Source organism: Luteimonas suaedae, from assembly GCF_008312895.1.
Classification (GTDB): domain Bacteria; phylum Pseudomonadota; class Gammaproteobacteria; order Xanthomonadales; family Xanthomonadaceae; genus Luteimonas; species Luteimonas suaedae.
Map to the genome: position 1 here is coordinate 107361 of NZ_VSSP01000004.1, position 23405 is coordinate 130765.

15 protein-coding genes are annotated in these 23405 nt (G+C 67.9%); 4 read left to right on the top strand and 11 right to left on the bottom strand.

What is annotated here, in order from left to right:
• Positions 1 to 145 precede the first annotated feature (145 nt).
• Together FXO19_RS08205 and FXO19_RS08210 are read right to left on the bottom strand one after the other, a co-directional pair.
• Positions 146 to 3100, bottom strand: coding sequence for a TonB-dependent receptor plug domain-containing protein (locus FXO19_RS08205; protein ID WP_187775696.1), 2955 nt, complete (start codon positions 3098 to 3100; stop codon positions 146 to 148).
• 400 nt (positions 3101 to 3500) lie between these two features.
• Positions 3501 to 4514 carry a glycosylasparaginase gene (locus tag FXO19_RS08210; protein ID WP_149194594.1) on the bottom strand — a complete coding sequence of 338 codons (1014 nt, stop codon included), beginning with the start codon at positions 4512 to 4514 and terminating at the stop codon, positions 3501 to 3503.
• A gap of 367 nt (positions 4515 to 4881) precedes the next feature.
• On the opposite strand from FXO19_RS08210, the gene FXO19_RS08215 reads away from it, so the two are divergent.
• Positions 4882 to 5250, top strand: coding sequence for an L-rhamnose mutarotase (locus FXO19_RS08215; RefSeq protein ID WP_149194595.1), 369 nt, complete (start codon positions 4882 to 4884; stop codon positions 5248 to 5250).
• A gap of 103 nt (positions 5251 to 5353) precedes the next feature.
• Here the strand turns inward: FXO19_RS08215 and FXO19_RS08220 are convergent, their stop codons facing one another.
• From FXO19_RS08220 to FXO19_RS08230, 3 genes are read right to left on the bottom strand one after another with little or no spacing between them, the layout of a single operon-like run.
• Positions 5354 to 6769, bottom strand: a complete 1416-nt coding sequence (locus tag FXO19_RS08220) for an aspartate aminotransferase family protein (RefSeq protein ID WP_223115461.1) — start codon at positions 6767 to 6769, stop codon at positions 5354 to 5356.
• A gap of 10 nt (positions 6770 to 6779) precedes the next feature.
• Positions 6780 to 7211 carry a VOC family protein gene (locus FXO19_RS08225; RefSeq protein ID WP_149194596.1) on the bottom strand — a complete coding sequence of 144 codons (432 nt, stop codon included), beginning with the start codon at positions 7209 to 7211 and terminating at the stop codon, positions 6780 to 6782.
• Positions 7208 to 7927, bottom strand: coding sequence for an iron-containing redox enzyme family protein (locus FXO19_RS08230; protein ID WP_187775697.1), 720 nt, complete (start codon positions 7925 to 7927; stop codon positions 7208 to 7210). The genes FXO19_RS08225 and FXO19_RS08230 overlap by 4 nt, the downstream gene beginning before the upstream one ends.
• 469 nt (positions 7928 to 8396) lie before the next feature.
• Here FXO19_RS08230 and FXO19_RS08235 point away from each other — a divergent pair, with 469 nt between their 5' ends.
• Positions 8397 to 9218: a hypothetical protein gene (locus FXO19_RS08235; RefSeq protein ID WP_149194598.1), complete on the top strand. Its 822-nt coding sequence runs from the start codon at positions 8397 to 8399 to the stop codon at positions 9216 to 9218.
• Positions 9219 to 9261: 43 nt separating this feature from the next.
• On the opposite strand, the gene FXO19_RS08240 is transcribed toward FXO19_RS08235, so the two are convergent.
• From FXO19_RS08240 to FXO19_RS08265, 6 genes are all read right to left on the bottom strand, one after another.
• Positions 9262 to 10311, bottom strand: coding sequence for an SMP-30/gluconolactonase/LRE family protein (locus FXO19_RS08240; protein ID WP_149194599.1), 1050 nt, complete (start codon positions 10309 to 10311; stop codon positions 9262 to 9264).
• A gap of 86 nt (positions 10312 to 10397) precedes the next feature.
• A complete protein-coding gene (locus FXO19_RS08245) occupies positions 10398 to 11558 on the bottom strand; it encodes an endo-1,4-beta-xylanase (protein ID WP_255516357.1) in 1161 nt (386 codons plus the stop codon).
• A gap of 83 nt (positions 11559 to 11641) precedes the next feature.
• Positions 11642 to 13066, bottom strand: a complete 1425-nt coding sequence (gene uxaC, locus FXO19_RS08250) for a glucuronate isomerase (protein WP_149194601.1) — start codon at positions 13064 to 13066, stop codon at positions 11642 to 11644.
• Positions 13067 to 13101: 35 nt separating this feature from the next.
• The gene (locus FXO19_RS08255; RefSeq protein WP_149194602.1) at positions 13102 to 15780 is read right to left on the bottom strand and encodes a glycosyl hydrolase 115 family protein; all 2679 of its coding nucleotides are present in this window, start codon (positions 15778 to 15780) and stop codon (positions 13102 to 13104) included.
• Entirely contained in the window at positions 15777 to 16865 is a 1089-nt protein-coding gene (locus FXO19_RS08260; protein ID WP_149194603.1) for an endo-1,4-beta-xylanase, read from the bottom strand. The genes FXO19_RS08255 and FXO19_RS08260 overlap by 4 nt, the downstream gene beginning before the upstream one ends.
• Before the next feature lie 80 nt (positions 16866 to 16945).
• Entirely contained in the window at positions 16946 to 18256 is a 1311-nt protein-coding gene (locus FXO19_RS08265; RefSeq protein WP_149194604.1) for an MFS transporter, read from the bottom strand.
• 455 nt (positions 18257 to 18711) lie between these two features.
• Between FXO19_RS08265 and FXO19_RS08270 the strand changes: the two genes are divergently transcribed.
• Positions 18712 to 21681, top strand: coding sequence for a TonB-dependent receptor (locus tag FXO19_RS08270; protein WP_149194605.1), 2970 nt, complete (start codon positions 18712 to 18714; stop codon positions 21679 to 21681).
• A gap of 229 nt (positions 21682 to 21910) precedes the next feature.
• Positions 21911 to 23395: an MFS transporter gene (locus FXO19_RS08275; RefSeq protein ID WP_149194606.1), complete on the top strand. Its 1485-nt coding sequence runs from the start codon at positions 21911 to 21913 to the stop codon at positions 23393 to 23395.
• Positions 23396 to 23405 lie beyond the last annotated feature (10 nt).

A 23405-nucleotide genomic window follows, 5' to 3' on the forward strand; every position in this document is an offset into this window, starting at 1 on the left:
CGGGAAGCGCCCCGGAGCGCTTCGGCTCCGGGGCGCACTTTCGACCCGAACACGAAGGCCGCAGCGCATAGCGGAGCGCGACGCAAGCAAGAGAGCCCGGTTCGCACCGGGCCCTGGTCTTGCAACGACCTTGCGGACGTCCGCATCAGTCGAACCTGTACACGACCTCCGCGGCCACTTCGCGGCCGACCGGATTGGCCACGCAGTAGGCGAAGCCGCCGCACCACTTGTCCTGGTAGTGATCGTCGAAGATGTTGTTGACGTAGAGGTTGAGGCGCAGCGCCTCGGTGGCCTGGTAGCCGACGCTGGTGTTCCAGTAGATCTGGTCCTGGTTGTAGTAATCGACCAACTCGCTCTGCTGGCCGTAGGTGATGCTGCGTGCGCCGGTGTCCGGATCCTCGCGCAGGTCCGTGCAATCGGTGGCCACGTCCGGGCGGAAGCCGTTGGGCAGCGCGGTGCAGCCGCCGTAGCGGTCGCTGCGCCTGCCGGCGATCCAGTCCACGAACAGCACCGTGGTCCACTTGTCGATGTTCCAGCTGGCGCTGGCGCGGCCGCGATAGCGCATCTGACGGTCGCGGTCGCGGCTGTTCTCGAAGGGATCGCCGGGGAACTGGGCGACCTTGTAGGTCAGCTGCTTGGTCCAGTTCAGCGCGAAGTCGAAGGTTCCCCAGGCCGCGGTCGACAGCTGGTAGCGCGAGGCCACGTCGACGCCGCTCACGCTCTGCTGGGCGCGGTTGATCGGGCCGACCTCCACTCGCGTGACCATGCCGTTGTCGTCGCGGGTGACGCGGCCGGTCTGCAGGTCGCACAGCGCTTGACTGGGCGGAGCCCGCTCCGGCTTGTCGAGTGGCCTCTCCGAGCCAGGCAGTCGGCAGAGGGCCTCGTCCAGTAGCACGTCGTCGGGGCCGACGTCGTCGATCGCGTTCTCGATGTCGATGCGCCAGTAGTCGGCGCTGACCGAGAAACCGTCGAATGCGTCCCAGACGAAGCCGTAGGTGAGCGAGTCGCCGGTTTCGTACAGCAAGTCCTGAGTGCCCTGACGCGTGATGACAGGGTTGTCGATGTGGTACGGCTCGCCCGTGCCGCCCGGGCAGTTGCTGGTCTGCCGGTTGGGATCGGACAAGCAGGCGTAGTAGTCGGTCTGGTCGGAGACGCTTTCGCTGGCGTCGGCGTAGACGAAATGCATGTCCGGCGCGCGGAAGCTGGTGGCGTAGCTGCTGCGCAGCAGCAGGCTCGGGAACGGCCGCCACTCCAGGCCGAGGTTGTAGGTGTTCTTGGCGTCGTCGGCGACCGCGTCGTAGCGGTCGTAGCGGCCGGCGGCCGACAGGGTCAGGGTCTCGAGCAGCGGGACCTTGAACTCCACGCCCACCGCGTAGCGGTTGCGGTCGCCGCCGCCGGTCTCGATGTTGCCGAACGGCGTTCCGTACACCGGATCGGTGCCGAGGGTGTTCGGATCGGGGCGCAGCTCGTAGCCCTGCCGTGCGGCTTCGACAACGCCGGCGAAGCCGATCGGGCCGGCCCAGCCCTCGAACAGGTCGCCGCTGAGTACGAAGCTGGCCTGGGTGAGCCAGGTCCGCGCCTGCTTGTCGCCGACCGCGCGGACGCTGTCGTAGCCGCCCCGCGAGACCGGATTCCAGAGCCGGTCGTAGTCGGGCGCGCGGATGTCCAGCCCGGTCGCCGGATCGATGCCCAGCGACGGCCCAAGGAAAAATTCGGCCGCACGTTCCTCGTGGATGGTCGGGAAATGCTCCCGTAACTCGTACTCGGCGCGGCCGGCCATGAGGTCCCAGTCGAAGCGGTCGTTGAAGACGGTGCCGCGCAGGCCGGCGTTGAAATCCCAGTTCGTTTCCTTGGACTTGGTCAGCGCGCGGTCGATGCCGCCGATCTCGCTCGGCACGAAGTAGCGCAACAGGCTCATCTCACGGCCGCTGCCGGCATCGATGTAATTGGGGCTGTCCCAGTCCGGCATGAAAGTGTTGCTCTTGCCGGTCGAGTCCCAGTAGCCGACGGTCGCCCAGGCTTCGACGTCGCCGAACTGCTTGGTGCCGTACACGTAGGCCGAGAGGTCCTTGCTGCCGTTGCGCAGAGTCCAATACTGGAACACGGAACGGTTGGCGCATTGCCAGCCGGTATCGGTCTGCGCGCCGTTGAAATCGTTGTAGAGGATGCGGTTGTGTTCGTAGAAATCGCCGCCGAACTGGTCGCAGGCGCCGGCGGGCGGCCTGATCCGCTGATCGCTGGCCACGTCATATAGACGGATGCCGACTTGCGGCGTGTTCGTCGCCACGCCTTGCTGCACGCCGCCGTAGCCCCAGTTGCGGCGCGGCGAATCGGACTCCTCGTCCATGAACGGCCGTTCGTGCGACCACAGCGGCTTGCGATCGAAGTACTGCAGGGTGTACGCCACGCTCCAGTCCTCGCCGTGCCGGCCGCCGGACCAGGAGGCCTCTCGCACCGAGCGCCCGCCCTCGGTGGTGGTGCCGTAGCGCGCACGCAGGGTGTCGCCTTCGATGTCCTTTTTCAGGATGACGTTGACCACGCCGGCCACCGCGTCGGAGCCGTAGATCGCCGAGGCGCCGCTGGCGAGTACCTCGATGCGCTCCACGATCCCGGTGGGGATGTTGTTGTAGTTGGCGAAGTTGCTCTTGCCGGTATAGGGCAGCGGATAGTCGGCCACGCGGTGGCCGTTGATCAGCAACAGGCTGCGGCCGGGGCCGAGATTGCGCAGGTTGAGCGGACTGGCGTTGACCGAGCTCTGGCCCCAGTCGTAGTCGTTCTGCACGGTGCCGGTGACCTCGGTCAGCGAGCTGAGCGCCTCGTAGATCGTGGTGAAGCCTTCCTTCCTGATCTGCTCGCCGGTGATGATCGTCACCGGCGCCGGGCCTTCGATCTCCGCGCGCTTGATGCGCGAGCCGGTGACGGTGACCGTGTCCAGCGTTCTCGCGTTTTCGTCGGGGCCGGTTTCGGCGGGCGCGCCCGCCTGTTCCGCGGGTGGCGGCTGTTGCGCATCCTGAGCCTGGGCGAGTGCCGCGAACGGCGGGAACAGCGCCAGTGCGAGCGCGCTCGCCAGGGCGTTGCGGTGGAAGGTTGAATACTGCATCGGGAGCCCCCTCCGGACGTTGAATTGGCGTGATGGTTCAACCGCGATGGACAGGCTCCGATCCCGAAACCACCGCACTCGTTTGGCATGCCGAGGATGTGACGCCGTAGTGACATCGTTGCCTCGGAGCGACCATACGCGACAAAATCTGCCCGCATATGTGATCTGCGTCACTCTTTTAGAACGATCCATACATAATCCGCGTGAAGACGATGTTCCACGCGCCGCGTGATCGATCCTGCGGCGTGTCCGGGCAGAACGGGCAGTCCGAAGTTGCGCCGGATGAGTGCGCTCTTGCGCCTGCGGCGCCCCCCGAGTCCGGGGCAGTCGCTCAGGGCACCTTCACCCCGTGAGCGGGGAAGGAAATGCGCTATTCAGGATTTGCGATCGAGGGACAGGCCTATGCCGGGGGATGCTCACTCGAGGCATAGATCGATCGCGCATCCAGCAGCGCGTCCTGCTTCCCGGCGTCGCACACCGCGTAGACGAAGCCCGGGTGCAGCGCGAACGCGCCGACCTCTCCCGCCTTGTTCATCGCCAGGAAGCACACCTGCAGGGTCTTGCTCGCTTCCGGGCGCCTGCGCACCATGCGCTCGATCGCCTCGCGGCACGCCTCCATCGGCGAGCGGCCCTGGCGCATCAGCTCGACCACCAGGAAGCTGGCCGCATTGCGGATCATTTCCTCGCCCACGCCGGAGGCGGTCGCGGCGCCGACATCGTTGTCGACATACAGCCCGGCGCCGACGATCGGGCTGTCGCCGACCCGGCCGTGCAGCTTCCAGGCCATGCCGCTGGTGGTGCAGGCGCCGGCGAGACGGCCGTCGCCGTCGAGCGCGAGGATGCCCAGGGTGTCGTGGTTGTCGCGGTTGCCGGGCAGCTTCGCGCGCTCGGCGTTGATCTGCGGCTGGTACTTCGCGGTCTTCAGCCATTCGCGCCAGGCCTGTTCCGCTTCGGGCGTCAGCAGTGTCTTCTTCTCGAACCCTTGCCCGACCGCGAACTGCTGCGCGCCGTCGCCGACCAGCAGCACGTGCGGCGTCTTCTCCATCACCGCGCGCGCGACCGAGACCGGGTGCGCGATGTCCTCGAGCGCCGCCACCGCACCGCAGCGGCCGTCGCCGTCCATAATGCTGGCGTCGAGCGTCAGCACGCCGTCGCGGTCGGGATAGCCGCAGCGGCCGACGGTGCTGTTGCACAGCGTGCCCTCCGCCCAGCGCGCGCCGGTTTCCACCGCATCCAGCGCACCGTCGCCGCGCGCCAGCACCGGCCATGCCGCCTGATTGGCGCCAACGCCGAAATCCCAGGTCGATACCACGCGCATGCGCGGCGATGCGGTCGCGACGGCGCCGCCATGCGGCAACGCCAGGGCGCTGCCGGCGAGCAGGGTCGAATGCAGAAAACGACGGCGCGTGGTCATGCGGATCTCCGTGGACATGAGAACTGGCGGGTGCGCACCGCAACCGCGAATGATGAGTTTTGTCCGACTTCTCCCACGATACTGCTTTTGCTCGTCATTCCAGAAGCGGACGAGCGCGAAACGCGCGGACCAGCCGAGGGTTGGTTCGAAGGGCGAGGCCGCCGACAAGGCGATCGTGTGCCGGTTCGCGGCGTCGTCCCGAGCGCAGCGAGGATCCGCTTTCGGGCGAAGTGCGCGCAGCAGATCCACTCGCTGCGATTGGAACGACGGGTCATAAGGCGGGACGGCAGTGGCCCTGCGCGGGTTTTCGTGGTGGGAGGTCTGCGCTAGCATCGGTCCAACCGCTGGACCACTTCGCAGGCACGACATGCGCCATTGCCTTGCGCTCGACCTGCACGACGATCCCGATCTCATCGCGCAGTACGAAGCCCATCACCGCGACGTCTGGCCGGACGTGCTGGCGCACTTGCGCGCGCGCGGCGTGCGCGAGTTGGAGATCTTCCGCCTCGGCACCCGCCTGGTGATGGTGATGGACACCGACGATGCCGTGTTCGACGCCGAGGCGATGGCCGATGCCGAGCGAGGACACCCGCGCCTGCGAGAATGGGAGACGCTGATGTGGCGCTTCCAGAAGCCGACGCCATGGACGCCCGCCGGGCAGAAGTGGACGCCGATGATGCCGATCTTCCGCCTGTCGGACACCGATGAGGCGCCTGGCGTGCAGCCGGAGCGTTGAATCTCTCCGGGGCCGGCGAGGGCCAGGCAGCGCGCGCCGCCTGGCAGCCGTACAGGGGCAGGCGACCTGTCCGGAGATGTCACACGCTTTGGCTTCCGCCGAGCTAACCGTTGGCGTACCGGTCGGCCACCGCCAGCGCCTGGTCGATGATCGCAAGCCCCTCGCGCAGGTCCTGCTCGCCGATGGTCAGCGGCGGTACGACGTGCAGGCGGTTGGAGAAGGTGAACGGCCACAGGCCGCGGCGCTTGCATTCGGCCGCCAGCTCCGCCATCGGCGCGTTAGCGCCGCCGGTGGCGTTGAACGGCACCAGCGGTTCGCGGCTGGCGCGGTCGCGGACCAGTTCGATCGCCCAGAACAGGCCCAGCCCGCGCACCTCGCCGACCGACCGGTGGCGCGCCCGGATCTCGTGCAGCGCCGGCGCGACGACCGTCTCGCCCAGGCGGCGGACACGTTCGGGAATGCCTTCCTCGCGATAGATGCCGATGCAGGCGACCGCCGCCGCGCAGGCCAGCGGATGGCCCGAATAGGTCAGTCCGCCCGGATACGGCCGCTCCGCGAAGCCCGCGGCGATGCGCTCGCCCACGATCACGCCGCCCAGCGGCACGTAGCCGGAGTTGACGCCCTTGGCGAAAGCGATCAGATCGGGCGCAACGCGCCAGCGGTCGACGGCGAACCATTCGCCGCAACGTCCGAAACCGGTCATCACTTCGTCGGCGATCATCACGATGCCGTGTTCGTCGCACAGCCTGCGCACGCCCTGCAGGTAGCCATCCGGCGGCACCAGGATGCCGTTGGCGCCGACCACCGTCTCCAGCAGCACCGCGGCGATGGTGTGCGGACCCTCGAATGCGATCGTGTCAGCCAGGTGTGCCAGTGCGCGCTCGCATTCCTGCCCTTCGCCATCCGAGTGGAACGCGGAACGGTATGGATACGGGCCCCAGAAATGCACGAAGCCCGGCGCGGCGTGCGGTTCGGACGGCCAGCGCCGCGGATCGCCGGTGGCGGCGATCGCCGCGGCGGTCGCGCCGTGGTAGCTGCGGTAGGCGCTGAGCACCTTGTGCCGGCCGGTATGCAGGCGGGCCATGCGCACGGTGTTCTCGATCGCCTCGGCGCCGCCGCTGGTGAAGAACACCTTGTCCAGGCCGTCCGGCGCCGCTTCGGCGATCAGCGACGCCGCCTCGGCGGTGGCCGCGTTGGCATGGTAGGGCGCCACCGTGCACAGCGTCTCGGCCTGGGCCTTGATCGCGGCGACCAGCCTGGGATGCTGGTGCCCCACGTTGAGGTTCACCAGCTGGCTGGAGAAGTCGAGCCAGCGCCTACCGTCCTCGCTCCAGAAGTGCGCGCCCTGCGCACCGGCGACGACCACCGGATCGAACGCCGCGTGGGCCGTCCACGGGTGCAGGACGTGTGCGCGATCGTGGCGCCAGGCGGTCGAACGCGCCGCCGCGGGATCGGCGCCGTCCGCCGCCTCGCGCCCGGCCGTATCGGCCGTGGTGTCCATCTCGCCGCGCGTCGTCATCGCCGCCGGCTCAGGGGATGAAAGTCTGTTCGGGATCGTCGAACGACTTGAACTCCAGGGCGTTGCCGGACGGGTCGAACAGGAACATGGTCACGTGCTGTCCCGGCTTGCCCTTCAGGCGCAGGTGCGGGTCCTCGTGGAAATCCACCCCGGCCGCCTTCAGCCGCGCCGCCAGCGCTTCCCACGATCCGCGGTCCAGGTTCATGCCGAAATGCGGGATCGGGACGGCCTCGCCGTCGAAGCGGCCGCTCTGCAGCGGTCGCCCCTCCCCGGAAATGTGCGCGACCAGGTGGTGGCCGAAGAAATCGAAGTCCTGGTACGAGGTGTCGCTGCGTCCCTGCGGACAGCCCATCACCTCGCCGTAGAAATGCCGAGCCTCGTCCAGATCGCGCACCGGAAACGCCAGGTGGAACTGCGCGATCGTGCCCGCGGCGCCGCTCACGAGGCCGCCTCCAGCCGCGGTGCGCAGGCGTCGAGGATGTTCTCCCAGAACAGGTTCCACGCGGTGATGCTGCGTTCGTAGCCGCGGGCCAGTTCCGGCAGCACGCCGGGGTCGTGGCGGAGGTAGTCGTCGATGGCCTTGCGGGTGAGCTGGCCGTGCACGATGTCTTCCTCGCCGGTGTGGATCGTCCAGAATTCCCAGTCGATGCGCTCGGCGTTCGCACGGATGTACGGGTTCTTGCGCATGTGCTCGTACAGCACCGTCAGGTAGGTCTGGCACAGGCATTCGCCGCCCATTCCGCGCAGGCCCACGCCGTAGGCCACCGGGTTGCCGGCCATGTCGCGCGTCAGCCCCTTGAGGATCCGCTCGTTCGCGGGCAGCGGCTCCAGCGCCTCGCCGCTCACGCCGATGCTCGCCAGGAAGCGGTCGTACACCGTCGGGTGGGCTTTATGCGGATCGCCCTCGCCCAGTTCCTCGGCCAGGATCTGCCCCAGCAGACTGCGCAACCCGCCGAAGGGCAGGCGCGCCACCAGCAGGGCGAGGTCGCCGATGTAGTCGATGGTGAAGAACCGGTACTGGATGCAGACCTGGCGCAGGGCTTCGGGGTCGAGCGCCTCGAGCACCTGCATCCTCTGCATCGCCAAGGCCTCGGTCGCCTCCTTGGCTTCGTCGGCGAAGCGCCAGAACTGTTCCCGGGTCATTACTTGGTCTTGCATGCACATCGCTCCTTGGAAACGGAGGGGAGAAACACGCCGGCGGATGCCTGCGCATGCGCTTTCGCGCGCAGAGGACGGCCATCACGCGCGAATGGGCGTGCAGACAAGATGCGAAAGCGAAGCCGTTCGCATCTTATGGACCCACCGTGCATCGATCACGGACCGGCGTCTCATTCATTCAGGAAAGGCGCGGCGAGCTGGGCGGCATTCCGGCGCGCCGAGCGGATGCGATCGTTGCGCGACAACCACGGATTCGCCAAAAATCCCGGGGGAATTCATGCGCATAGACATGGTCTTCGCACGCCCATGACGAACATGACCAAATACTGAAGAAGCGTTCTGCTTGCCGCAAATGCGTGACCCATCGCCGTTTTCCATGCTGGTGCGCCCGCGTTCATTCTCTCCACGAACAGGCTGTGCGAGCGCGGGTTAGCATCATGCCGGCCGCTCCCGGCGCAGAGGCATCAACATGTGCGATGCAATCCAGGGACAGGGCCACTCCAGGACGGCGGCGCCGCCGGCCGCCGGCAGGGGCGTGAAACTGCTGTGGACCGGCGGCTGGGATTCGACGTTCCAGTTGCTGCGGTTGCTGCTGAAGCACCACCTGCCGGTCGTTCCCTACTACCTGGAGGATCCGACGCGCGCGTCCACCGCGACCGAGCTGCGCACCATGCAGCGCATCGGCGACGCGCTGCACGATGCCTTTCCCGAAACGCGCGAACTGCTGCGGCCGCTGCGCACGTTTCCGATCGTGGACCTGGAGCCGGACCCGGCCATCGCGAACGCCCTGCGCACGATCCGCTCGCGCATCTTCATCGGCAGCCAGTACGAATGGCTGCCGCTGTTCTGCAAGCGCCACGGCATGACCGGGATCGAGCTGAGCGTGCACGTCGACGACAAGGTACAGGCGTTGCTGTCCTCCTTCGTCTGCGAATTCGACCGGGCCGGCAGCTACCGCAGCTTCAGGGTGGATCCGCGCCACGCGGGCACGGCCGAGCACACGCTGTTCCGTTGTTTCGATTTTCCGCTGTTCCGGATCGACAAGCGGGCCATGGCCCGGGAAGCCGAAAACGAGGGCTGGAGCCGGATCATGCACATGACCTGGTTCTGCCATCGTCCGCTGCGGGGCAGGCCCTGCGGCGTCTGCGCGCCGTGCGTATACGCCATCGAGGAAGGAATGGCCTGGCGCGTCCCGCGCGCCAGGCGCGTGCTGTCGTTCTTCTACCGCACGTTGGTGCTGCCGCTGAAGCCGCCGATCCGGGCGGCGCTCGCATCGGTGTGGAAGCGATAGGTCCGGGCCATGCGTGACGAGGAAGAGCCGCGTGTCGGCCGGCTCACCGCGGGAAGCCCAGGCCGCCGGCCTGCACGCGCACGCGCGCGATGAAGTCGTTCGACGCCAGATACAGCGTCCGCCCGTCGTCCCCGAACGCGCAGTTGGCCACCGCCGTGCCGGTTTCGATGCGGCCCAGGCGCTTGCCGTCGGGAGCGAACACGAGCACGCCGCCGGGACCGGTGGCGAACAGGGTGCCGTCGGCGGCGATGGCCATGCCGTCCGGCAGGCCGGGGCTGCCTTCGCCGACGAGGTCCGAGGCGTCGGCGAACACGCGCTTGTCCTGCACCGCGCCCTCGGCGTCGAGCGTGTAGGCCATCCAGATCGGCCGCTCGGGATCGGAGTTGGAGACGTACAGGGTGCGTTCGTCGGGCGAAAGCGCGATGCCGTTGGGGAAACCGAGGCCGTCGTCCAGCAGGTGGACGGTGCCGTCTGGATCGAGACGGTAGATGCCGTTGAAGTCCAGTTCCTTGGCCGGGGAGTCGTCCAGGTCCTTCAGGCCGTAGGGCGGGTCGGTGAAGAAGACGGTGCCGTCGCCGCGACGGACGAGGTCGTTGGGGCTGTTGAAGCGGAGGCCGTCGTAGTGGGTGGCAAGGGGTGTCTTGCGCCTGGTCGCCGGATCGAGCCTGGCGATGATGCGGGTGCCGGAGTCGGCCAGCAGCACGGTGCCGCCGGGTTCCGGGTAGAGGCCGTTGGCGCCGGCCTCGCGCAGGGTGCCGGTGTCCGGGCCGTCGTAGCCGGAGGGGTCGAGGAAGACCGAGAGGTCGTCGGTTTCGGACCAGCGATAGAGCTTGTTCTCGGGGACGTCGGTGAAGAGCAGGTAGCCGCCTGCGCGCGCTCCATCGGGAATCCAGGCGGGGCCTTCGGCCCAGGTGAAGCCTTCTGCCAGGCGTTCGATGCGGGCGTCGGCGGCGACGATGTCGTGGAATGACGGGTCGAATGCGGTGAGATGGCCGATGGTGGGAGCGGTTGGCTTCGGATCGGTCGGGGCTGTGCAGGAGGCGAGCAGGGCGAGGAGCGGGAGGAGGAGACGGGATCGGAGCGGGTATCGCATCGGAACTCTCCAATGTGGATGTGCGCAGCACCCTTGTGGTGGAAGGCCCATCCTGTGCGGGTGATCGGGTGGGCCTTGGCCCACCATTATCGTCCGGGTGCAGCGGGTTCGGCAGGCACGGCCAGGACGGCATCGAGCGCTGGTGTGGGCTGGCGCTCGCGGTCGAACAGCAGCGGGTAGTTGGTGCGGTGCTCGATGGGGTAGTCGTTCTTCCAGCTCATGCCGTCGTGTACGCCCCACAAGGTGACGCGATGGATCGCGTCGCGCCTGTCGTGGAAGATGCGGAACAGTTCGGCATAGCGGTCGGCCAGCCGCTGCTGCACCTCGGGCGGCAGGCCGTCGGCGTAGGGATCGAGGAAGCGCTTGAACTCGGGCAGCTGGAACTGCGGGTGCAGCAGGCCGGTGCCGATGACCTGGCCTTCCTTGGTCAGCGGCAGCACGTCGACGTCGAGTTCGGTGATCATCACCTTGAGGCCGAGCGCGGCATAGGCGTCGATGGCCGCCTCGATGTGCTCCTTGCTCGGATAGTCCAGGCCCCAGTGGCCCTGGATGCCGATGCCGTCGATGCGGATGCCGGCGTCCTGCAGCATGCGCACCATGCGCACGATGCCGTCGCGCTTGGCCGGGCGCCAGGCGTTGAAGTCGTTGTAGTAGAGCTCGGCGTCCGGCGCGTGCTCGGCGGCGGCGGCGAACGCGGCGCGCACCACGGCATCACCGTCGCCGACGGTGCGCGTCCAGATCGTGTCGCGGTATTCGCCGTCCTCGCCGATGATCTCGTTCACCACGTCCCAGGCGTCCACGCGGCCGGCGTAGCGCCCGGCCACGGTGGCGATGTAGGCGCGCATGCGTTCGAGCTGCGCCTCCGGGGTGTTCGGCCGGCCGGCATCGTCCTGGAAGAACCATTCCGGGGTCTGGTTGTGCCAGACCAGGGTGTGTCCGACGACGAACATGTCGTGCTGCTCGCCGAAGGCGACGAAGGCATCGGCGGCGTCGAAGTCCCAGACCCCGGGTTCCGGATGCAGCACTTCCGCCTTCATCACGTTCTCGGCGGTGATCGCGTTGAAGTGCTGCGGCACCAGGGCCTGCGACTGCGCGTCCTCGCCGGAGACGATTTCGGCGTTGACGGCCGTTCCCAGGAGGAAGCTGCCCGCGTAGGCGTCCTTGAGAGTGGTCCCGGCGGGGGACGGACTGCCGGTGGCCTGATCCGCCGGTGTGCCGGCCCGTGTGCCGCCAGCCAGGGCAAGCATCGCCAGCAGCGCGAACAGCCACGACATCGCAGGGTGAGCGGGCGCGCGGTTGTCGCTACCGGTCCGCCGGCGCCGATCACGGTTCACAGCCGGTAGGCCCGTTTCGGCAGGTGGTAGGCGAGGTCGACCGCGACTTCGGCGGCCTCGTCCTCGTCCATGCGGTGCTCGGCGACGAGTTTCGCCAGGAACGCGCAGTCGACCCGGCGCGCGACGTCGTGGCGCGCCGGGATCGACAGGAAGGCGCGGGTGTCGTCGTTGAAGCCGACGGTGTTGTAGAAGCCGGCGCTGCTGAGCGTCTGTTCGCGGAAGCGCCACATGCCTTCCGGCGCATCGTGGAACCACCACGCCGGGCCGAGGAACAGGCAGGGGTAGTGGCCGGCCAGCGGCGCGAGCTCGCGCGCGTAGGTGCTTTCGTCCAGGGTGAACAGGATCAGCCGGAAGCCGGGCGCATTGCCGAAACGGTCCAGCAGTGGCTTGAGCGCCTGCACGTAGTCGGTGCGCAGCGGGATGTCGGCGCCCTTGTCGCGGCCGAAGCGCTCGAACAGGTCGCGGTTGTGGTTGCGGAAGCAGCCGGGATGGATCTGCATCACCAGGCCGTCGTCCAGGCTCATCGCCGCCATCTCGGTCAGCATCTGGCCGCGGAAGGTTTCCGCGTCGGCGGCGCTGAACCGGCCGCGCACGATGCGTTCGAACAGCGCCCGCGCCTCGTCCGGCGCCAGGTCGGCGGTGGCGCAGCTGGGGTGGCCATGGTCGGTCGAGGTCGCGCCCATCTGCGTGAAGAAGGCGCGGCGCTGGCGGTGGGCGCGCAGGTAGCCTTCCCAGTCGTGCACGTCCTCGCCGGTGAGCTCGCCGAAGCGGCGCAGCGCGTCGGGGAACTGCTCGTGCTCGGGATCGATCACCGGGTCGGGCCGGTAGGCGGTGACGACGCGGCCGCCCCAGCCGCTGTTGCGGATCGCCTGGTGGTGTTCGAGTGTGTCCAGCGGCGATTCGGTGGTGGCGATGACGTCGATGTTGAAGCGCTCGAACAGTGCGCGCGGCAGGAACTCTGGCTTTTGCAGCGCGTCGGTGATGGTGTCGTAGTAGAAGTCGGACGTGGATGCGTCCAGGCGCACCCGCAGGCCGAACACGTCGTGGAAGACGTGGTTCAGCCACAGCGACGATGGCGTGCCGCGGAACAGGTGGAAGTGGCGCGCGAACATGCGCCAGGCCTCGCGCGGGTCGAACGTCGCACGCGAGCCGTCGGCACGCGGAATGCCCAGCGCGTCCAGCGGCACGCCCTGGCTGTACAGCATGCGGAACACGTAGTGGTCGGGTACCAGCAACAGCTCGGTCGCGTTGGCGAATGGCGCATCGGTGGCCCACCACGCTGGGTCGGTGTGGCCATGCGGGCTGACGATAGGCAGCGCGCCGGCCTGCGCGTAGAGGCGGCGGGCGATCGCGCGCTGCAGTGGATCGGCGGCGAACAACCGGTCTTCGTGCAGGGACAGCGGTTTCGGTGCGGCGTTCATTGCGTGGGGGATTCTCTTGCGATTGCGTGTGTGGGTCAGCGGCGCGGGCTTTCCGGCGCGCCGAGGTAGCCCGTGTTCGCTTGGCCGCGGACGACCTCGACGCGCTGGAATACTACGCCCGGATCGATGCGCCACAGTTTCAGGGTCTGCGCGCCGGCGCCGGCGGCGTGGCGGGAAACCGCAATATGCACGCGATCGGAAACGGCCTTGCTCCACGCGATCTTTTCCGGCGTGTCCGCACCGGTAGGGGCGGGTTCCAGCTTCATGCGGACGATCTGCGGGGCTTCGTCGCCGATGGAAACGCCGAAGCGCAGGCCCTCGCCGCCGCGGAAGTCCAGGGTCGGCGACAGGGTGACACGCACTTCGACTTCGCCTGCGTCGCGCAGCCAAAGGGGATATTCCAGGCGCGGACCGTCCGCCTCCAACGCCGATTCCCGCGCCGTCTGCGGCCACGAGGTCACCCCGGAGAGCGTGCGGCCCAAGTTCGGAATCGTGATCCATTCGATGCCATCGCCACCGACGGCACGGGCGTGGTGCTCGGCTTCGATCGCGACCACGCCGTTGCATTCGACGAAGCCGCGCGCGTCTGCGGGAATGTCGCAGGCCGGCGTGGCCGGGGCGGCGGGCTGCTTCGGCTTCGCATTCGCTGGCACGCGCACCGTGGCCGGCAGCACATTGCGTTCCGGCTGTTGCCAGCTGGTGTAACCGATGCGGGTCTGCGACATCATCCACGGCCATTTGCCGCCGGCGATGTCCTGCTCATAAATACGCTGCAGTACGGCGTCGCGTTCGAAGCGCCGCTTGACCTGGTCGGCCCAATGGTTGGCCGAGGCCAGCCCCTGCGCGGCGTCGCGGTGGTTCTTCGCTTGCGCGATGTACATCGAGTTCAGGTTGGCCAGGGCCAGCACCGGGTATTCGAGCAACTGGAAGAAGGCGTCGTGCGCCTCGGCGGGCAGTTCGCGTTTCACCGCTTCCACGCGCGCGATCAGGGCGCTCCATTCGGCCTCGACGCGATCGGCCTCGCCGCTGGCCAGGTCCCAGGTGTCGGCATCGGTCAGTTCCGGCGTGCGCCGCGCGCTGTACTGGGTGTAGCGGGTCAACAGGTCGCCGATCTCCTGCGCGTGTTGCGCGCCGAACTGCTCGGCGGCCCAGCGCGCCGGATACGCGGTCATCGCGTCCAGCGTCATCGCCTCGGGGTTCCACGCCTGGTCGAGGAAGAACGAGATCGGGAACTCCATCGGCTTGATGTCGCCGACGTTGACCACCCATAGCTGATGCGCGCCGTACGCATGGGCCATGTTCATCTGTTCCCACGTGCGCTCGATCTGGGTGACGTTGAGCCACTTGTAGTTGCGCGTGGTGCCAACGTAGTCGAAGTGGTAATACACCCCGTAGCCGCCGGCGCGCCGGCTCTTGCCAGACACGTCGTCGCCGGGATTGGGCAGGCGGCGGATATTGCCCCAGTTGTCATCGGCGAACAGCAAGGTCGCGTCGTCGGGCACCTGCATGCCCTGGTCGTAATAGTCCTGCACTTCCTTGTACAGCGCCCAGACCTGCGGGGTCTGTTCCGCTGGCTTGCCGGTGACGTCGGCGATGATTTTGCGCTGGTCGGCGACGATGGTTTCCAGCAGGCCGATGGCGGTGTCTTCGCTCATCGCCTCGTCGCCGTCGCCGCGCATGCCGATGGTGACCACGTTTTCGTTGTCGCCCATCCGCTCGATGCCGTCGCGCCAGAACGCGCGCAGGTTCTCGGCGTTCTTCGTGTAGTCCCACGGGCCCTTGCCGTGACGCTCCCACTCGACATGGGCGCGCGTCATCGGCTCGTGGTGGCTGGTGCCCAGCACCACGCCCATCTCGTCGGCCAACTCCGGGCTGCGTGGATCGTCGTCGTAGATCGCGCGGCCCCACATCGCCGGCCACAGGAAATTGCCTTTCTGGCGCAGAATCAGCTCGAACACGTGTTCGTAGAACTTGTGGTTCGGACCGCCGAACTTCGCCTTCATCCAGCCGCCGAGCGCGGGATCCTCGTCGTTGATGAAGATGCCCCGGTACTTCACCGCCGGCGCGTCGACGAAACGACCCGGCGCGACGTGCAGCGCAGCGCGTTTCGGCACCGGCACGTCCGCCCACCAGTGCCAGGGCGACACGCCGATGTGCCGCGACAGCTCGTAGACGCCGAAGATGGTGCCGCGCTTGTCGGCGCCGGCGATCAGCAGAGCACGGTCGATGCCGGGCTCGGGTGCGTCGACGACCTCGATCAGGTGCGCTTCCCAGCGGCCGGCGACATCGCGCGTGTCGATGCCGCGCTCGCGCACGATGCGGTCCACGCGCGCGCTGTGGCCCAGGGTGCCGACGATGATCGCGGTGCGGCCGGCAGGGCCCGCACCGGTCGAGAAGTCCGCTTCGGCGCCGGCCACCGCGGACAGGTCGGCGCGCAGGTCGCGCGCCGCGCGCAGCACGCCGGGGAAGTCGTCCGCGTCCGCGAGCACCGTTGCCGGCACGCCGCCGGTGATCAGGGGCAGGGCGCCCTCCACGGCACGTGCGCAGACGGCGGCGGGTCGGGTGCAGTCCGGGGCCTGGGCCCGCGCCGCGCCCGCGACGAGCACCAGCAAGGCGAGCGCGACGGCCGCGGCGGCGCGCAGCACCGGCGCCGCTGCATCGCGCGGCGGACGCAACGCGACTGTACGACCGGGCCTGGGTATCAATGCACTCATTCCGCGCCGGCCTCCAGTTCCGCATCGGCCTGAAGCCTGCCTTCGGAGGCTGCCGGCGCCGCTGCCTCGCCGCGCATGTAGCGGCGCAGCCATTCCAGCGCCGGCCGCTCGCTGCCGTCCTCGCGCACCAGATAGGCGCCCTCCTCCTCGCGCCACAGCCCCAACCGGAAGCCCCACAGGGTGACGCCCTGCACCGAGGGGTGCTCCCAGAACACCGGGAACACGCGCTGGTAATCGCGCAGCTGCGTCTCGTCGTCGGGACCGTCGATGTCGAGCTCGGTGACGTAGATCGGTAGGCCGGTCACGCCCAGGGCATCGAGGTTTTCGCGGTGCACCGACATCGGAGTTTCTGTGGTGGTGGCGAAGGCGTGTCCCTGCACGCCGATGGCGTCGATCAACTGCTCGCGCTGCAGCAGTTCGATGATCTCCAGGTAGCGCCGGGTGGCCTCGGGGTCGTTGGTCACGCTGTACTCGTTGATCATCAGGCGGGCGTCGGGGAAATGCGCGCGCGCCATGCGGAACGCCTCGCGGATCCAGTCCCAGCCGCTCTCGCCGGCGCCGCCGAGCGCCTCGATGTAGTGGCCGCCGCCCTCGTCGTCCTGGCTCGGCGGATCGTTCAGCGGTTCGTTCACCACCTCCACGAAATCGATGTCCGGGTAGCGCGCCGCCACCGCGGCGAACCATTCCTCGATCTCGGCGCGCTGCTCCTCCGGCGGTAGTGCCTCGATCCACTCCGGCTGCTGGTTGCCCCACACCATCACGTGCATCTGGAACGGCAGGCCATTGTCCTTGGCGGTGCGGTAGGCGGCATCCAGCTCAGTCCAGTCCATGACGTCGCGCTCGGCCTCGACCTCGCCCCACTTGCCGCCGTTCTCGGGCGTCACCTTGTTCCAGTAGCGCAGGAAATCCTGCGCCTGCGGCGGGCTGTGGGCGCTGCCCAGGAACTTCTCGTGCCCCGCGGCGATGGCGGTGCCGGCGGGCGTTTCCGCCTCCGCTGCCGCCGGCGGATCATGCTTGCCGCAGCCGGCGAGGCAGAACGCGAGCGCGATCGGCGTTGCGAGCAGGCGGTCCGGTGTCTTCTTCATCGTTGCGTACCTCGGAGGATGTGGATGCGTTGATCGTTGCCGTGGGCCAAGGCGGCGCGGCGCCTGTGCGGGCGCCCGGGTCAGGGGGCCGTCGCCGGTCTGTCCACGTCCAGGCGCGCCGGTTCCAGGCGCGGCGCCAGCAGGTGGATGACCAGCAGTGCGCTCAGGTAGGCGCAGCCTGCCATGACGAACATCGCCGCATAGCTGCCGGTGTGCTGCTTCAGCCAGCCGGCGCCAAGATTGATGCAGAAGCCGCCCATCGCGCCGGCGAACCCGCCGATGCCCACCACCGAGCCGACCGCGGTGCGCGGGAACATGTCGGACGTGAGCGTGAAGAGGTTGGCCGAAAACCCCTGGTGGGCGGCTGCGGCCAGGCCGATGAGCCACACCGCGACCCACTGGCCCTCCACATGTGGCGCGAACACGACAGGCAGGATGCACAGGGCGCAGGCGAACATCGCGGTCTTGCGCGCGGCGTTGGCGCTCCAGCCGCGTTTCATCAGCGCCGAGCTCAGCCAGCCGCCGCCCACGGAACCGACGTCGGCCAGCAGGAACACCGTGACCATCGGCAGCCCGATGGTCCGCAGGTCCACGCCGAAACGGTCGGCCATGAACAGCGGGAACCAGAATAGGTAGAACCACCAGATCGAGTCGGTGAGGAATTTGCCCAGGGCGAACGCCCAGGTCTGGCGGAACCGCAGCAGCTGTGCCCACCGCAGTCTCCCCGGCGGGTCGGGCGGATCGCTTTCGATGTGCGCGAGTTCGGCGCTGGACACCTTCGGGTGCTGCGCCGGACGGCGATAGACCGGCCACCAGAACAGGATCCAGACCAGGCCGGCGAGACCGGTGGCGACGAACGCCGTCCGCCAGCCCCAGGTCAGGGCCAGCCACGGGACGACGAGCGGGGCGACGATGGCGCCGACGTTGGAGCCGGCGTTGAAGATGCCGGTGGCAAGCGCCCGCTCCTTCTTCGGGAACCACTCGGCGACGGTCTTGACCGCGGCCGGGAAGTTGCCCGACTCGCCCAGCCCCAGCGTGAAGCGCGCGAGGCTGAACCCCACCACCGACTTCGCCAGGGCATGCCCCGCCGCGGCCAGCGACCACACGGTGAGATACACGGTGTAGCCAATCCGCGTGCCGACGCGGTCGATGAACCAGCCGGCGACGAGAAACCCGATCGCGTAGGCCAGGGTGAACGAAGCGCTGATGACGCCGTAGTCCTGGTCGCTCCAGCCGAGCTCGGTACGGAGCGTGGGCGCGAGCACGCCGAGCACGGCGCGGTCCACGTAGTTGATGGTCGTGGCGAAGAACAGCAGCGCGCAGATGACCCAGCGGTAGCGGCTGATCGTGGCGGTCGGCGTCGATGTGCCGGTGGCGTGGGTGCTGCTCATGCCGGGCCTGTTGCCGGCAACGCGGGGGCGCGCGTGCACGCGGCGCCAGCGCGGGCGCGATGCGGATCATTGCGCTGCAACGCGCCGCGCGGGTGTCGACCGGTTCGCTTCATCGCCGTTTTTCCCCTCGCACAGGGCGGTGCCCGCCATGATGGTAGCGCTATCAGTAGCACAGGCGGAACCGGGCAGGCTACCGCCGCGTCGCAGAGTCGAAACCACGGTATGGCGCACGGGAATGATGCTGCGCTGCAGCGTCGACCGCGCTGGGCGGGGGCCGGGCCGTCATGCTGCTACGCAGCGTGCGGAGCAAAAATGGTAGCGCTACCATCTGCCGCGTTCGTCTTCGGGCCGTTGCACGCCAACAGCGTCGGGACCAGTCGGGAACCATCCAGTCGGCGCGCGCTGCGACAGCAGGCCGCGGGTCGTCGAGCCACCAGAAACGGGAGGGGAGTACGGTGCAAATCCATATCGCCAGAACGACGTTGTCACATGCATTGAGCCTGGCCTTGCTGGGCATGGTTAGCGCTCCGGTTCTTGCGCAGGTGCAAGCACAGCAAGAAGCGCAAGCGCAGCCACAGGAGGCGCGGGCGGCCCAGGACCAGGAGCCGGTAGCGGAGCAGCCGCCGGAAGCGGGCGCCGGCACCGGCGAAATCACCGAGTGGGATGCGGTCGTCGTGACCGGGTTCCGCCGCAGCCTGCAGTTCTCCACCGAAGCCAAGCGCGATTCCACCGGCTTCACCGACTCGATCTTCGCCGAGGACATCGGCAAGTTCCCGGATCTCAACATCGCCGAGTCGCTCAACCGCGTACCGGGCATCCAGATGTCCCGGGACGTCAACGGCGAAGGCCTCAACATCGGCATCCGCGGCCTGCCCAACAGCTTCACCCGCACGGTGATCAACGGCGCGCCGGTCGCGACCGCCTCCATCGGCCTGGACGCGCAGAACCAGAACCGCGAGGTCGACCTCAACCTGTTTCCCACCGAGTTCTTCACCCAGCTCACGGTGCACAAGACGCCGATGGCGAGCCTGCTGGAGGGCGGCGCAGCCGGCGTGGTCGACATGCGCAGCGCGCGGCCTTTCGACAACCCGGGCGAGCACTTCACCTATCAGCTGCAGGGTGAATACAACAACATCAGCGACAAGATCAGTCCGCGCGGGTCGGTGACCGGCAGCTGGACCAACGAGGAAGGCACCTTCGGTGCACTCATCGGCGTGTCGTCGTCGCGCGGCAGGATCGGCGTCGAGGGTTTCGAGACCATCGGCTGGACCAACCCCGGCCTCAACTACGTGCAGTGCGGCATCGACGCGCCCGACGACGTCGATCCCGTTTCGGTGCGGCCCGCGGAATGCAACCGCGGCGGCGGCGGCGGCTGGCTGATCCCGAACACCGTTCCCGACAACGCGGCCACGATCGCCGCCGGTCTGACCCCGGGCCAGGTGGTCGACCGCGACCTGCTGCTGTCGCTGAACCCGGGCCTGACCATCGACCAGATCAGCGAGGCGCTGATGCCGCGCCTGGGCCGCCCGGTACACATGTCGGGCGATCGCGACCGCGATGCCTTCCTGGGCTCGTTCGAGTGGCGGCCCAACGAGAGCATGCATTTCTACGTCGACACGCTGTACTCGAAGGCGCACCGCACCAACGACCGCCTGGACGTGAACCTGGTCGGCCGCGTGTTCGGCCCTTCTGGCCTGCTGCCGATGGACATGCAGGTCGACGAGAACGGTGTGGTCACCGAGGCCACCTTCACCAACGCGCAGTTCTTCCTCGAGGCGCGCCCGTACATCGAGGACGTGCAGTACTGGAGCATCAATCCCGGCGCCACGTTCTGGTTCGGCCACGACGATCTGCTCAAGCTCGACGTACGGGCCAATGCCAGCCGCAGCTGGATGTTCCGCGAGTCGCCGACCATCCTGGTCAACACGCCCCACACCAACATCGACTACGTCAACACCGGTGACCTGCCCGCATGGGACACCGACCTCGACCTCAACGATCCGAACCTGGGCTGGACCTGGGCCGGCGGCCGCGTCAACGTGCAGAACGAGAAGCGCGTGACCGAGGTCGGCGGCGGGCGTGCCGACCTCCAGTTCGGCGAGGACGGCCGCAACGTGAAGGTGGGCGTGGCCTACGACAAGTTCTCCCGCCGCATCCAGGGCTTCGACAACAGCGAGGCCTGGCAGGAGAACGTGCTGGCGACGATTTCCGACGCCGACCTGGCGTCGTACCTGGCCCCGGGCCCACACGGCTTCATCAGCGTCGATTTCGACCGCTTCAAGAACGACACCGACTATTACCGCTATCGCGACGAGGCGCCCGAGTCGGCCGGCCCCAATACCGGCGGTTCCACCGGCGGCATCAAGGAGAAAACCCTCGGTGCCTATGTCGAGATCAACGGCGAGGCCGACGTGTGGGAGAGGTCGATGCGCTTCAACGCCGGCGTGCGCTACGTCAGCACCGACCAGGAGGTCAGCGGACCGGTCACCGTCGGCGGGGTGCGGCAGTGGCAGGTCCTGGAGGGCGACTACGACGAGTGGCTGCCGTCTTTCAGCGCCGCCTGGGACGTGGCCGAAGACGTGGTGCTGCGGCTGTCCGGGTCGCGCACGATGACCCGGCCGAATCCGAGCTTCATGCTGCCCAATACCACCTTCACCGACCAGTCGGCGCTCAATGCCAGCCAGGGCAATCCCAACCTGACGCCCTACGTCTCCACCAACTTCGACATCGGCGGCGAGTGGTACACCGGTGGAGAGGGCTTCGTCGGCGTCACCTTCTTCAACAAGCGCGTCGAGGGCTACACCTACCAGGGCATCAACACGATCCCGTTCTCGCAGCTCGGGATCCCGTTCGACGACCTCACCGAGGGCCAGCAGGGCGCGATCATGGCCCGCGGCGGCCCCGACGCGGCCACCGTCAACGTGCAGCAACAGGTCAATGCCGACGGTTCGCTCGACCTGCGCGGCTACGAGCTGATCTGGGTGCAGCCGCTCGAATTCGTGTTCGAGGGCTTGGGCTTCATGGCCAACCACACCAAGCTCAAGCTCGAACCCGAGGGCCAGGACGCCGACAGGTTGGCCGGCAACGTCTTCGGCGTCGCTCCGAAGCTGTGGAACGGCACGGTGTACTGGGAAAACGACATCGCCTCGGTCCGCCTGTCCTACAACTGGGCCGACGACCTGGACGCCACCGGTCCCAACCAGCAGGGCATCCCGTATGCCCAGCTCAAGGGCGAGGCCCGCGGCCAGTTCGACCTGTCGGCGAGCTATACGCTGCAGAACGTCTGGTCCTCGCCGCAGATCACCCTCAACGTGATCAACATCACCGGCGAGGAACGGCGCTCGAACTTCCATTGGCCCAACGCCGTCAACGACTACTACGATCCGGGCCGCACGATCTTGCTGGGCGTGCGGGGAACGTTCTGACCCGCGCCCGCACCGTTGTCCTGCCGCTGTCCGTCCCGCACTCCCCAGGGGCGGGGCGGGCAGTGGGCAGGATGCCGGCATCCCCTTCGTCGCGGGGATGCCGGGCGCGGGCGCAGGCCGCGCATGTCCGGTAGCGCCACGCCCCACGTCGCGCGGGACAGGTGTTCGGTCCCCGTAACATCGACGCGTCGCCGCCATGGCGGCAAGTCCGCATCACCGAGTCCCCATCATGGATAGCGCGTTGCAGAAACTCACGGTCACGGAAAAGGTCGGCTACAGCCTGGGCGACCTGGCCGCGAACCTGATCTTCCAGACGCTGGTCACCTTCCTGGCGTTCTTCTACACGGACGTGTACCGGATTCCGCCCGGTACCGCCGCGACGATCATCTTCACCGTCGGTCTGCTCGGCGCCTTCGTATTCACCCCACTGGTCGGCCTGCTCGCCGACCGCACCCGCACCCGCTGGGGCAAGTTCCGGCCCTGGATCCTGTGGACGTCCGTTCCCTTCGGGGTGCTGTCGCTGCTGGCATTCAGCACGCCGGACCTGGGCATGCAGGGCAAGATCATCTATGCCCTGGCCACCTACACCCTGCTGGTGATGGTGTATTCGGCCAACAACCTGCCGTATTCCGCCCTGAGCGGGGTGCTGACCGGCAACATGGCCCAGCGCAACAGCCTGTCGGCCTATCGCTTCGTGGCGGTGATGATCGCGCAGTTCATCATCCAGGTGCTGCTGCTGCCGCTGGTGCTGATCCTGGGCGGCGGCGACAAGGTGCAGGGATTCCAGAACGCCATCGCCCTGTTCGCCGTGGTCGGCACGGTGTTCTTCCTGATCACCTTCTTCACCACGCGGGAACGGATCGTGCCCACGCCGGAGCAGAGCGCCGGCGTGCTGCAGGACCTGGCCGATCTCGCCCGCAACCGGCCGTGGCGGGTGATGCTGGCGCTCACCATCCTGGTGTTCATCAACCTGGCGCTCAAGGGCGGGATGTATGTCTACTACTTCCAGTACTACCTGAGCGACGCCGCACTGGCGGAATTCCTCGGCGGCATCGGCTTCACCGGCTTCATCGATGCCCTGAACGTGATGCTGACGAATGCAGGGTTGGCCGGATTCCAGTGGCCCCGGGACACGTCCACCTCGGCGTTCAGCCTGTTCAACGCCGGCGGCATCATCTTCATGATCGTCGGCATCGGCTTTTCGCGGCCGCTGGCCGACCGGTTCGGCAAGCGCGATGTCTTCAGGGGCGCGCTGTTCGTCTCCACGCTGTTCCTGCTGGCGTTCTACCTGTATCCGCCGACGGCCATCTGGCTGGTGTTCGTCTCCTACATCCTGCACGGCTTCAGCTACGGGATCACCATTCCGCTGCTCTGGGCCATGATCGCCGACGTGGCGGACTACTCGGAGTGGAAGAACAACCGCCGCGCCACCGCGATCGTCTTCTCGGCAATGCTGATCGGGCTGAAGATCGGCCTGAGCATCGGCGGCGCGCTGGTGGCGGGCATTCTCGCCCTCTACGGCTACGACGCCGTCATGCCGGCGCAGCCGCCGGAGGTCGTCCATGGCATCAGGCTCGCGGTCAGCGTGTACTGCTCGATTCCCTTCCTGCTGGGCGTCGCCCTGCTGTTCTTCTACGAGATCGACAAGCCCATGGAGTCGCGCATCGAGCGCGAGCTGGGCGCGCGCAGGCCTCAGGGCGGCGCGGCGATCTGATCCATCGAAA